The following is an 11,016-nucleotide window of genomic DNA, read 5'->3' as shown; positions in this document are numbered from 1 at the left end:
GCCGTGACCTTCGCCCTCAAACTCCGCCGTGTCCGTCGAGCCGCCCGCGCCGACGAGGAACGACCCGCACCAGGTCACGACGCCGCACCATGACGACCGACGAGGACGGCTCGCCCTGCGGCCCATGTGGGCCACGCTGGCTGAGTCCCGCGCTACCTGTGGGGCGGTTGATCTTCCGTGCCGACCGGGCGGCATTCGGGCTGTACGACACCGCTTGCGCGGCCGGTGAACGGCTTGCCGGGGAGTTGGGCTCGCTGGCAGTGGAAGGCGCGCAGTCGGAGGACGACCTCATCGTCCGTCTCGTCTCGAAGGCCGGGGGAGACGGAGGAACGCTGGCCGACGCGGCGGTTCGCAGGGGGATCGCCGCGGCTGTGTGCGATGTCCGGGCCCGGCATCCGGAACTGGACGACGCCATGGGTGAGGGGTCTACAGGCGGCGGCTTCGCCAGCGCGGCGACCAGCACTATCGCCGAGCCCACCAGGCAACCTTGGACCCCGTCTACACCTGGGCCGAGCCTGAGCCCGCCGCGGACGGAATAGGGTTCAGGCGATCAAATCACTGACGCGAGCGAACTGGCGGAAAACCCCGTTACAGCATCACTGACGTGCAGGAAGGTCGCTTCTATCGAAGCGGGATCCGTCTACGCCTGGAAACCGCGGAAGGGGTCACCGGAAACATCCTGATCGACCCGGAGGGGTCAGTCGCCCGCCTCTGTACACCGGAGGGAACAGCCCTCGGCGACACGCTCCTGGACAAAAACGTCGGGAATGTGGGAGGCCCCGACCCGGACCCGCAACTCCGTCGCGCTTTCCACGAACGACGGCAGTAACGGGGCGACCAGCTCCCAGAGCTCATCAGGAACCAGACGCTTCGACAGATCAGCATTCACGGCCGGCATCATGCCGCTCGAACATCAAGTCACGTGGCACAGCCTTTTATGGCTTGACTGATGCGGCCAATCTGGCGGCCTGCTCGATCTTCGCGCAGTAGGCGGCGCGGGCTTCCCCATCGATCTGCATCTCGTGTTCGGGGCGCATCCCGGTTCGGCCGTCGACGCCTTCGCGCAGGATGTCGGCGTGCCCAGCATGCCGGTTGGTCTCGCCTAGGACGTGGACCAGGATGGCGAACAGGTTCGTGTTGTGATAAGGCTCCGGCCACCACGGCACGTGGCCTGGGGCGTCGAGGGCAAGCTCGTCGATCGTCGCGTCTGAGTGTTCCCACGTGCGTCGGTAGGACTCGACGATCTGATCGCGCGTTTCGTCCTCAGTCGCCCATAGATCGCTGCCGTCGTGGTCCTGCCACCGGGGCAGCGGTTCCGGGGACGGGCGGTCGAAGACCTCCCCGAAGTACCTGGCCTCGACGCTGGCCACGTGTTTGACCAGGCCGAGGAGGTTGGTCCCAGTCGCTGTCAAAGGTCGGCGGGCGTCGTATTCGGACAGGCCATCGAGTTTCCAGAGCAGTGCCTTGCGGTCCCGCCGCAGTCTCCCGTGCAGGTTGCCCTTCGCGAATTCATCGATCATGCGGCATGAGCCTGCCATGGGCTACTCGCGGCCTCAAGATCCCGTACGTGGACGCAACGACCGGCAGAGCCGAAGCCCGGCCATGGCCACCGCCCTGACCTGCTCCAAGAAGCTCGCGAAACTCGCCACGTGAGACACCCTCTTACTGATCATTTCAGAATGAGGTCCGGAGCCTCCTCAAGCAGATGATGCTGCAGGCGAGTTGGAGCAGGCCGAGGCGGAGGTCGGCGCGTCTCTCGTAGCGGATCCGCAGGCATTTGAACTGGTGGAGCCAGGCGAAGGTGCGCTCGACGACCCAGCGGGTCTTGCCCAGTCCGGAGCCGTGGGCTGTGCCCTTGCGCGCGATCTTCGGTGTGATGCCGCGGGCCCTGAGAAGCCGGCGGTCTTGTCCTGCGCGAAGAAGGCGGTCGCTTTTCCCAGGATGTCGACCGTCTTCTCCAGCTCACGGACCTTGCGCCGCAGCTGGGCGAGTTCTTCCCGCTCGGCGCTGGTCAGAGCCCCGGCAGGCCCCTCGCCCCGGTCGACCTTGGCCTGCTTCACCCAGCCACGCAGACCCTCCGGGCTCACCCCCAGGTCCCGGGCGACCTCGGTGACCGTCTTGTCCGACGACAGCGCCAGCGCGACGGCATCCCGCTTGAACTCCGCCGTGTACCGCTTGCTCGTATTGCTCTTCTTGCTCACTACCTGTGACTGCTTCCTCCGGGACCTTCCGTCCCAGTATCAGGCTGTCCAGGTCAAAGGGGGAGCTTCAGTACGTGCTAACCACGTCGTGCGCCTGGCGGCGGCTGCCAGGCTTCGGGGTGAGCCCGGTCATCGCTCACCGCCGGTACACCGCCTGGACGAAGGCGGATGTGTGGCGACGCCTGCATCTCGCAGTTCTCCACCGGCTCGGCGCCGCCGGTGCGCTGGACTGGTCCGCCGCCCTGGTCGACTCCGCCTCGGTGCAGGCGAAGGGGGGGGGCGAAGTGGGCGGGCCGAATCCGGTCGACCGGGGCAAACCCGGCTCCACCTCCTGACCGACGCCGAGGGTATGCCACTGGTCACCGTCGTTTCCGCAGCCAACACCCACGACAGCCTCGCTCTCAGGCCTTTGGCCAAGGCCGTTCCCGCCGTACTTTCGCGCCGTGGCTCCTGGCGCCGCAGGCCAGTCAAGTTCCGCGCCGACAATGGCTATCACTATCCCGAACTCCCCTGCTGGGTGCGCAACCGGATTCCACCGGAAGCACCATGGCGATGGCTTGAGGCTTGCTTCCGATGCGCTGCTGGAGGTGATCGCCGGGGAGTCCGCTGTGGGGCGGACCAAGTTCTGGCACTGGATCGATGCCGACAAGGACGGCTGCACCACCCGCTCCGAGGTCCTCAAGGCCGAAGCCGTCGTCGCGCCCGAGCAGGGACCCAAGTACGCACTGTCGGGCGGGCGGTGATACTCGCCGTAACGACGACCGCTACATCGACGACCCACGCGGACTCGACATCGACCACCTGGTGCCGCCGGCCGAAGCGCGTGACCGCGGCGCCTACGCCTGGAGCGCGGCGCAGCGGGACGTCTACGCCAACGATTGGGCGACGGCCGGACGCTGATCTTGGTGCGCAGCTGCTTCCAGTCGACCTCAGGGTGCGCGGCACCACCGCCTGATCGCGCCCCGTCAGCCTGAACGGGGACCGGCCCCCCCAACCCCTCAGCTCGCTTTGAAGCGCCATCGGCAGGCCTTCGCCGTCAGTGTGACAACGCTCCGGTACCGCAACTATGTTGAGCAACAGCTTCACGGGGCCGCCTGTGCTGAGCGTTCGAGCCGTGAACGCCCGGATGATGCAGGTGAGTTGCCGATTTCATGGACGTGCACCCGACTGATTATGATCTTGGTCATGACTGTGCAGAACCCTGACAAAACCCCTTCCCGTAAACAGAGACTTCAGGAGAGGCAGCGCCGTGAGCTGGCGGTGGCCGACACCGTGGACAAGGCCGAGGCCAAGGTCCGCAAGGCAGAGGTCGAACTGGCCCTGGCGGTCATTGAGGCAGTGCAGGTCTTCGGCGACGAGCAGTCCGCGTCCGAGGGACTCGATATGCCGGTCGAAGCCATCCAGCGCTTCCTTGGCATGGGACGGGACGAAGTGGCCAGGGGCGACAACGCCGCCGAGGTCGACGGCACATCCTGAGCCCGGCGTTCGTGGCGAGCCATGGTGCGAGATCAGCGTCACCCAAAACGGTTCAGCCACTGACCCGGCAAGCCGTTTGCGGGAGGCACCAGACAGCCGCCGGCCGTGCGGCAGACAATGAACCATCGGCCCGGGAAGGCGCTCTCCCGGGCCGAGTTCGCCGCCGCCGAGTGGACCGACGGGTAGTCGAAGCCGGGCTGTACAGCAACTACGCCGCCCTCTATGCCTGCCGTCTGAGCCTGGTCAGGTGCTCGGGTTCCTCCACAGATGCCGCTCTTCCAGGGTTCCGAACCGTACGTCTCCGCGTTCAAGGTCGACCAGGATGGGCCAGCAATCCAACAGTTGCTCTCTCACATCACGCGAGGCGAGGTACTGCACAGAGTTGTAAGGCGCGATCAGGAGCCCGTTGTTCTCGCGGACTCGCCCTGTGTCGATGGCAAGGGGCGGCTCGTCATCGCGTCGGCAGTTCGCGGTGGAGGCTAGTCAGGCAGTCTTCGAGGGGATCGTGGGCGGCCGGCCGATGTTCCTCATAGGAGGCGTCGCCTATGGTGCTGTGGGGTCGCCCTCTCCCAGTTGCAGCCACCACACGTCGTCGTGGTCGCGGCTGAGCTGCAGCGTCTGTCGCTGTCCGTCGCCGAAGTGGAGGTCGACGTCAGCGAGATACGGAACCACTGGCTCCTGGACGATCGCCTCGACCGGTCCGCCGGCGTGAGCGCTGTACCGGTCGACCATTTCCCGCGCGGCCCGTTGGCGGCCGGTGTACCAAGGGGCGCCGATGCGAGCCAGGTCGGAGGCGTCACCGGACTCGAGGCGTTGGATGTACACCTTGACGAGCAGATCGACGTCGTCGGCGGTCCCCTGAGTGTCAGGATATTCGGAGTTCTCCGCGTGGACGGTGACCGTCACTGCCGGCGTCTTGCGTAGGGAGTATGGGGTGGGGTCGCGCAGGAGCCACCAGATGGCGGGGACCGCTGCGAGGACGGTCACAGCCACGGCCATCACCGACAAGCGTCTCCGGTATGTGCTGGGCATCAGTACCATTCTGGAACGAAGTGACTTGTTCAGGCGGGCGCCGGTGTGTGCGCTCACGTGAGCCTTTCCGTTTTTCGTTTTGGTGATGACGCCCGCGTGGTCGCAGCCGCCCTTGCCGCCCCAATTGAACAGGACAATGTCACCGACCTTGACCTCCTTCCGCTTGGTCTCTGTGTTGGGCGATGCCGGGCTACGTTGTCCCGCCTTTGTGTGTTGATGATCGGCGTGACCGGCTGGCAGCGGGGCCGGTCGTGACCGCCGGAGCGGCTGAGGGGGTGGCGACGAGGGTTGTTCTACGTGCAGCCCCGGCGGTCTGCGGGTGGCGAGTACCGGCTTCTTGGGCGAGAGTCTCGGAGAGGTCGGCCGGCGGCGAACTCGGGGTGTGCGGGGACGCGGTGACGGTGCCAGGGCGGGGTCCGGCCCACATACGGTCCAGGTGGCCAGGTTCGTCACTTCTGCCGGTCGGTGAGGGCGGGGCTGCTGGTTGGTGGGGATGCGTCTCCGGTGGCGGCCCAGGCGGCGAGGAGTTGGAGCCTGTCGTGGTCGGGGGTGTTGGGCGGAGCGCCACGCAGCGTTGAGCCAGTTGCGTGCTGACCTGGGCACTCCTCGGGCCTTTCCCTCATCGGCCACGGTTTCGGTCATGTTCATCTGGGCGGCAACGAGTTTGTCGACGAGCGCTGTGAGCTCGACGAGTTGTTACCGAAAGCGGACATACCCGAGTGAACTACGCCCACCCTGGCGTCATCTGATGGGGTGCAGCGAAACAGTCGCTGCGGCCGGTCGCCCTGCGTGAGCAGGGGGTGCCGCGCCCTGACAGACTATGGGGGAGCTTTCATCATGACCACGCACCGTGCCCGCCGTACCGCCCGTTCCGCCACCCTGGCCGCCGTCACCGCCGCGCTGGCACTTGGCCTGACCGCCTGTGCCGGCGCCGACGACGGCTCGAAGTCGACGGGCGGCGACCACGCCGCTGGTACCGCGCAGAGCCGGCCCGCGTCCAACGGGGACGGCAAGGGCAGCGTGGAGCAGGCCCACAGCGGTGGTGACACCAAGGAGGGGGCGCCCTCGGCGACCGCCTCGGGCGGGACGGACGAGGTCGCGAGCAGCGGCACAACGGCCGGCGCCCGGCAGTGCCGCGGAGACGAGATGCTGGTCACCGCGGTGCACCGGTTCGCCGGTCAGCAGGGTGATCACCTGCTGATCACCGCGTCGAACGACGGCACCAAGCCATGCTGGGTCATCTCTTATCCGGCCGTGAAGCTCGGCGAGGACGTCGACGGCGCCGCACTGCCGCACTCGAAGAAGGACGCCCCGGGCGGCGACAAGCGCATCACGCTCCGGCCCGGAGGCAAGGTGTACAGCGCGGTGAACCTCTTCGACTACGGCTCGAAGAACCACACGGCGCACTCGTTCGCCATCGCGCTGCGCGGCGCGGACGGTCACAACGGTCCCTTCTACTCCGTCGACACCAAGGGCCAGAAGCCGCAGTTCAGCTGGAACGAGGCCGACGTGCTGAACTGGAACACCAAGAAGCCGTACGACTTCTGACGTCCCGTCGGCCAGGGCGGCGTTGCCGCCTTCCGGCACGTCCAGGTGAACGGCACCGCGCCCCGCGCCCTCAGCGCACTCGGCTGGGGTAGCGGTCTGTTCGTTGAGATCCACATTGAGGAAGTGGTATGAACCCGCGGCTTCGGTCAGGGCAGGTACTCGCGAGTCTCTGTCCGGGCGAGAAGCTGCTCCCGTACGGGGCTGGATTGCAGGTGATTGACGGGCCTGTCCAGATGAGCCTCGGGGTTTCAGTCCTGGTTGTCATCGTCAGGACCGAGCTGGTTGATCATCCACATCCGGGCCTGTCGGCCTGGGCGACCTGGTGGGCTGCCATCACCTGACAGATAGCCGATCTCGACAAGGTCGTTGAAGCCCGGTTCCCCGACCTCCATGCCCTCTGGGCTCGTCATGGCTCAACCAGGTCAAGCGATGTTCGCCGAGCCCACGAGCAACGCCGACATATGTCCGTTTACCGCATTGCCGGTGGTGCTCAGACATCCGACTTGGAAGGTAGGCGGCGCGGCAAGTCGCCTCCGTCCCCTGCATAACTCGCCAAGAAGTTGAATCCCTCCTCGGATCGCGATCCGGGCTCCGCCATGTAGGCGAAAATCTCCAGACCGGGGTCCGCGGTTACCGAGAGTCGCTCGTACCGCAGTGTGAGCTCGCCCACGAGAGGATGATTGAAGCGCTTCTCTGCTTCACGATGCAGGCGCACGTTATGGGTGGCCCAGAACGCGGCGAATTCGTCGGAGTGCAGAGAGAGCTCGCCAACGAGGTCGGACAGATCACGGTCGAACGGATCGCGCCCGACTTGCGTTCTCAAGGCTGCGACGCATTCTTTGGCCGTCCTACCCCAATCGGCGAAGAATTCCTTCGCGCGTGGATCGAGGTACGTGAACCGGGCCACGTTCGCGGGTGCGTGAGACATGAACATCGGTGCGTAGAATTCTCGTCCGAGATGGTTGACGGCGAGTATGTCCTGTCGACTGTTGACGACGAACACGGCCGCACCGTTCAGCGCATTGATCATCCACTCGATGCTCGGGCGCACAGTCCGCCTGGTCGGTCGACGGCGCTTGTCAGTGACCCGATCCTTCGAGGCGCGAGCCAGGTCGAAGAGATGCGCCCGCTCGGCTTCGTCCAGGCGAAGCGCGCCCGCGACCGCTCCGAGGATCTCCTCCGAAACGCCCGCCAAGTTGCCGCGCTCCATCCGGTTGTAGTAGTCGACGCTGACCCCTGCCAGGGCCGCGACTTCCTCTCGCCGGAGACCCGGAACCCGTCGCGCCCCGTAGGAGGAAAGGCCAACCTCCTCGGGCGTGATCTTTGCTCGCCGTGAGGTGATGAAATCCCGTATCTCGGTCTTTGCGTCCACGGCAGCGAGATTACCTCCGAAGCCGGGGTCGTGGGGTGCCCTGCGAGTACATGGATGCGTCCGCCCTCCCGCCCCCGCCGGAACGGTGTTTTCCTGGCCTCGGACGGAATTCGAAGACGGTCCACCCTCACTTCGAGGGCGAACAGCAACGTAGGAGGAGAAGGATGAAGGTCATAAAGAACGGACTTGAAACGATGGCTGGTCCCGGCGAATGGTTTGCCGGGAACGTCTGCATCAACATCATCAGCACACCGGCGCCGCCTTCGCGAATCATGGGCGGAGTTGTCCACTTCGCACCTGGAGCGCGTACGTCATGGCACACTCACCCCCTTGGTCAGACGATCCTTGTCACCGAGGGAATCGGTCTCATCCAGCGCGAGGGAGGACCGGTCGAGGAAGTGCGGCCGGGTGACCGCGTTTACATCGAACCGGGTGAGAATCACTGGCACGGCGCCGCACCCACGTGCTTTCACACCCAGATCGCCTACCAGGCGTCCGACAATGACGGCAATCACACCACTTGGGGTCGCCACGTCACCGAGGAGGAGTACTCGGGCTGAGACGTATTGCTGAAGGTCGTGAACAGACAGCCTGCGCTGGACTGTTGGCGTGTCTGGGCGTGCGGTGACGGATTGGACCGACCCGCATCTTCAAGGACGACGCGGGTTGAGTTAGCTTGAGTTCTCGTGCTTGTTACCTCTTTACTGCGTGACCGCCTTCACGCTGTCGGACTGAGCGATGTCACGGCAGTCGAGCCGGTCGAGGGCGGGATGGCGGCGCTCGCCGGCGTCGCCATCCGGCGCAGCGGGCCCCCGCTGTTCGTCAAGTCGTTCATCGATGTGCCGGCGGACGGCCTGTTCGCGGCTGAGGCGGAAGGACTCGACGTTCTGCGGGAACGCGGTGCGCTTGCCACGCCCCAGGTCGTGCGTGCGACGCGTGACGTGCTGGTGTTGTCCGTCCTGCAGGCGCGTCCGGCGAAGGAAGTCTTCTGGGAGCAGTTCGCCCACGTGCTCGCACGGCTGCACACCTCGACCGTGCACGACAGGTTCGGCTGGGGGCGCGACAACTGGCTCGGCCGCTACCGGCAGGAGAACGCTTGGACCGCCGACGGATACGAATTCTTCGCCCGGCGCCGTCTGCTGCGCTGGCTGCCGGAGCGCCGTGTCCAAGCGGCGCTGGACCAGCAGGACCGGCGATCCTTGGAACGACTGTGCGAACGGCTGCCCGACCTACTGCCGCCCCGGCCCGCCTGCCTGACCCACGGGGATCTGTGGGCGCACAACATCCTGGCGACCAACGACGGTCGACCCGCGTTGATCGACCCGGCGGTCTCCTACACATGGGCGGAGGTCGACCTGGCTCACCTGTGGTGCTCTCCACATCCGCCGGAGGCGAAGCGGTTCTTCGAGGTGTACGCGGAGCTGACGGGCCTGGATGACGACTGGCGAGCCCGAATGCCGCTGATCCAGCTGCGTCAGCATCTCGCCGTCATCGCCCAGTTCGACCACGACTGGGGCGCGGCGCAGCAAGTCCGCGCCATTCTCAAGCCGTTCCGCCGATGAGGTTCACGTCCACGGGGGTTGTTCCGCACGGTCGGCAGTATCGATCTTGCGGCTTCGAAGGTCACCTGGCCTACAGGCGAACGAGGGAACGGGCACGCACTGGGCCCGTGCTGCCGTTGCCGCCGCGGTCGGCGAAGACCGTGGTCGAGAAGTAGCCGAACAGGGTGAGCGCGGCGGCTTCGTACAGGGTGCGCAGCATGGTGCGTACCCCTTCGCCCGTGCCCCACAGCAGTGGGGAGGATGTCGAGCCGTGCGGCGTCCAAGGGCGGGTTCGCCGCGCCCAGCAGCAGCGCGCCCGCGGCCAGCAGGCGCAGGGCCACGCCCAGGGAGGACACGTGGATGGCCGGCGCGAGCAGGAGAGGAACGCCCAACAGGCACACGGTGGGCACCAGGGTCCGGGCGCTCACTCTTCCGCCGCGCAGGACACCCGCCAGGTGAGGTAGAAGTAGCCGAACGCGGACGCCGCGATCAGGGCCAGGTTGGTGCGCACCCGTTTGGGAACGTGAGACCCCGGATACCCGAACGGCGGAATCTGCTGCGCAGAGGGTCTTTCCGCATACGAAGTCGTGACGGCGCCCCATGCCGCCGGGCGCGGGGTCGGCATCAGGGAGACGTCATGGGTGCGGTGGACCGTCTCGACGGCTTCCAGCGACGGCATCGCTGGCTGGGCATGCCTTTGGCCGTGGTGTACAAGTTCGCCGATGACCAGGGAATGCATCTGGCCGCCCTCATGGCCTTCTACGGCTTCCTGTCCCTCTTCCCTCTTCTTCTGCTCCTGGTCTCCACCCTGGCGGCGGTGCTCCAGAACGACCCCACCCTGCAGCAGCAGGTCCTGAACTCGGCCCTGCGGAACTTCCCCGTGCTGGGCGACCAGCTGAAGCACAACATCCATTCCTTCCGCGGCAGCGGGGTCGCCCTGGCCGTTGGTGTGCTCGGAAGCCTCTACGGTGGCCTGGGCGTGACCCAGGCCGTGCAGCACGCCCTGAACAAGATGTGGGCCGTGCCGCGTCACGCCCGCCCCGATCCCGTGCGGTCCAGGGTGCGGGGGCTGCTGTTCATCGCTCTGCTGGCCGTCGGCCTGCTGTCCACCACCGGAGTCTCGGTCGTCGCCTCCTCGGCGCGGGCCTTCGGCCTGCGCTTCGAGGGTGGGGTCCGGGTGGGCGCTGTTCTCGGCGTCGTCCTGCTGAACGCCGCCCTGCTGGTGCTGACCGTCAGAGTCCTCACCCGCGCACGGATCGACGTGCGGTACCTGTGGGGCCCGGCCGTGGGCGGCGCCTGCGCATGGCAAGCACTGCAATGGGGCGGCGCTTACTACGTGCGCCACTACCTCAACGGCGCCAGCGCGACGTACGGCCTGTTCGCGATCGTCCTCGGCCTCGTTGCCTGGCTGTATCTCGCGGCCCTCGGCTTCGTCCTGACGGTCGAGGCCGCCGCAGTGCGCGCACATCGGCTCTGGCCGCGCAGCCTGCTCACCCCCTTCACCGACGACGTCCTCCTCACCGAGGCCGACCGCCGGGCCTATCGGTCGTATGCGACCACCGCGAGCTTCAAGGGCTTCCAGGAGGTCCACGTCGAGTTCCACGGCCAGCCGTTCCCAGGGCCGGACAAAGGCGGGGGCGACAAGGCCGTCGACAAGCCCTCTCGCGAAAGCTGATCCACCGGCACCGTAGCGGCGTCATCCGGCGGGGGGACATCGAATGCGGATACCGTCGGGGCATGATCACCGATTCAGCCGAAGGCACGATATCCGCTGCCCCTGCCAGGCTCGGCCGGGGCAGCGGATCGGCGACTTCCTCATCATCATCGATTGGCCTCGTGATTCTGA

General features: G+C 66.5%; 11 protein-coding genes and 4 pseudogenes. 8 read left to right on the top strand and 7 right to left on the bottom strand.

The window, feature by feature from the left end; all coding sequences use genetic code 11:
• Window positions 1-935: 935 nt before the first annotated feature.
• Window positions 936-1,520 carry a DinB family protein gene (locus ACIP4X_RS31750; protein WP_358738367.1) on the bottom strand — a complete coding sequence of 195 codons (585 nt, stop codon included), beginning with the start codon at window positions 1,518-1,520 and terminating at the stop codon, window positions 936-938.
• Between ACIP4X_RS31750 and ACIP4X_RS31745 the strand changes: the two genes are divergently transcribed.
• A complete protein-coding gene (locus ACIP4X_RS31745) occupies window positions 1,519-1,653 on the top strand; it encodes a hypothetical protein (protein ID WP_358738366.1) in 135 nt (44 codons plus the stop codon). The two genes, ACIP4X_RS31750 and ACIP4X_RS31745, sit on opposite strands and share 2 nt — an antisense overlap.
• 21 nt (window positions 1,654-1,674) lie before the next feature.
• On the opposite strand, the pseudogene ACIP4X_RS31740 reads toward ACIP4X_RS31745, so the two are convergent.
• Window positions 1,675-1,902, bottom strand: a pseudogene (locus ACIP4X_RS31740) (transposase); the annotation flags it as partial.
• A gap of 62 nt (window positions 1,903-1,964) precedes the next feature.
• Window positions 1,965-2,201 (bottom strand): annotated as a pseudogene (locus ACIP4X_RS31735) (transposase); the annotation flags it as partial.
• On the opposite strand from ACIP4X_RS31735, the pseudogene ACIP4X_RS31730 reads away from it, so the two are divergent.
• The 3 genes and pseudogenes from ACIP4X_RS31730 to ACIP4X_RS31720 all read left to right on the top strand — a co-directional run.
• A pseudogene (locus ACIP4X_RS31730) lies at window positions 2,110-2,712 on the top strand (transposase); the annotation flags it as partial. The pseudogenes ACIP4X_RS31735 and ACIP4X_RS31730 overlap by 92 nt on opposite strands.
• 46 nt (window positions 2,713-2,758) lie before the next feature.
• Window positions 2,759-2,944, top strand: a complete 186-nt coding sequence (locus ACIP4X_RS31725) for a hypothetical protein (protein WP_358738371.1) — start codon at window positions 2,759-2,761, stop codon at window positions 2,942-2,944.
• Between the two features lie 442 nt (window positions 2,945-3,386).
• Window positions 3,387-3,677 carry a hypothetical protein gene (locus ACIP4X_RS31720; protein ID WP_358738364.1) on the top strand — a complete coding sequence of 97 codons (291 nt, stop codon included), beginning with the start codon at window positions 3,387-3,389 and terminating at the stop codon, window positions 3,675-3,677.
• A 543-nt stretch (window positions 3,678-4,220) separates the two neighbouring features.
• Here the strand turns inward: ACIP4X_RS31720 and ACIP4X_RS31715 are convergent.
• Window positions 4,221-4,676, bottom strand: coding sequence for a hypothetical protein (locus tag ACIP4X_RS31715; protein WP_401351619.1), 456 nt, complete (start codon window positions 4,674-4,676; stop codon window positions 4,221-4,223).
• A gap of 60 nt (window positions 4,677-4,736) precedes the next feature.
• A pseudogene (locus tag ACIP4X_RS31710) lies at window positions 4,737-5,351 on the bottom strand (amidase domain-containing protein); the annotation flags it as partial.
• 195 nt (window positions 5,352-5,546) lie between these two features.
• Here ACIP4X_RS31710 and ACIP4X_RS31705 point away from each other — a divergent pair.
• The gene (locus ACIP4X_RS31705; RefSeq protein ID WP_358733591.1) at window positions 5,547-6,257 is read left to right on the top strand and encodes a DUF4232 domain-containing protein; all 711 of its coding nucleotides are present in this window, start codon (window positions 5,547-5,549) and stop codon (window positions 6,255-6,257) included.
• Between the two features lie 490 nt (window positions 6,258-6,747).
• Here ACIP4X_RS31705 and ACIP4X_RS31700 read toward each other — a convergent pair whose 3' ends face one another.
• Entirely contained in the window at window positions 6,748-7,629 is an 882-nt protein-coding gene (locus ACIP4X_RS31700) for a helix-turn-helix transcriptional regulator (RefSeq protein WP_401351614.1), read from the bottom strand.
• Between the two features lie 164 nt (window positions 7,630-7,793).
• Here ACIP4X_RS31700 and ACIP4X_RS31695 point away from each other — a divergent pair, with 164 nt between their 5' ends.
• On the top strand, window positions 7,794-8,189 hold the full coding sequence (locus ACIP4X_RS31695; protein WP_401351612.1) for a cupin domain-containing protein: 396 nt from the start codon (window positions 7,794-7,796) through the stop codon (window positions 8,187-8,189).
• 126 nt (window positions 8,190-8,315) lie between these two features.
• A complete protein-coding gene (locus ACIP4X_RS31690) occupies window positions 8,316-9,191 on the top strand; it encodes a fructosamine kinase family protein (RefSeq protein WP_358733599.1) in 876 nt (291 codons plus the stop codon).
• Between the two features lie 70 nt (window positions 9,192-9,261).
• Here ACIP4X_RS31690 and ACIP4X_RS31685 read toward each other — a convergent pair whose 3' ends face one another.
• Window positions 9,262-9,390, bottom strand: coding sequence for a hypothetical protein (locus tag ACIP4X_RS31685; protein ID WP_358733601.1), 129 nt, complete (start codon window positions 9,388-9,390; stop codon window positions 9,262-9,264).
• Window positions 9,391-9,807: 417 nt separating this feature from the next.
• Here ACIP4X_RS31685 and ACIP4X_RS31680 point away from each other — a divergent pair, with 417 nt between their 5' ends.
• Complete coding sequence (locus ACIP4X_RS31680) at window positions 9,808-10,845, top strand: YihY/virulence factor BrkB family protein (RefSeq protein ID WP_401351610.1); 1,038 nt, start codon at window positions 9,808-9,810, stop codon at window positions 10,843-10,845.
• Window positions 10,846-11,016: the final 171 nt, after the last annotated feature.

Origin of the sequence: Streptomyces sp. NPDC088817 (assembly GCF_044750345.1) — a bacterium.
Classification (GTDB): Bacteria; Actinomycetota; Actinomycetes; order Streptomycetales; family Streptomycetaceae; genus Streptomyces.
The sequence above is the reverse complement of the archived record's forward strand: the minus strand, read 5'-3'. Positions and strand labels throughout refer to the sequence as shown.

Bases quoted from the DNA above. Each gene is read 5' to 3' on its own strand.
- ACIP4X_RS31745 (WP_358738366.1), top strand. From the start codon at position 1,519: ATGCGGCATGAGCCTGCCATGGGCTACTCGCGGCCTCAAGATCCCGTA.
- ACIP4X_RS31750 (WP_358738367.1), bottom strand. From the start codon at position 1,520: ATGATCGATGAATTCGCGAAGGGCAACCTGCACGGGAGACTGCGGCGG.
- ACIP4X_RS31720 (WP_358738364.1), top strand. From the start codon at position 3,387: ATGACTGTGCAGAACCCTGACAAAACCCCTTCCCGTAAACAGAGACTT.
- ACIP4X_RS31715 (WP_401351619.1), bottom strand. From the start codon at position 4,676: ATGGCCGTGGCTGTGACCGTCCTCGCAGCGGTCCCCGCCATCTGGTGG.
- ACIP4X_RS31705 (WP_358733591.1), top strand. From the start codon at position 5,547: ATGACCACGCACCGTGCCCGCCGTACCGCCCGTTCCGCCACCCTGGCC.
- ACIP4X_RS31695 (WP_401351612.1), top strand. From the start codon at position 7,794: ATGAAGGTCATAAAGAACGGACTTGAAACGATGGCTGGTCCCGGCGAA.
- ACIP4X_RS31685 (WP_358733601.1), bottom strand. From the start codon at position 9,390: ATGCTGCGCACCCTGTACGAAGCCGCCGCGCTCACCCTGTTCGGCTAC.
- ACIP4X_RS31680 (WP_401351610.1), top strand. From the start codon at position 9,808: ATGGGTGCGGTGGACCGTCTCGACGGCTTCCAGCGACGGCATCGCTGG.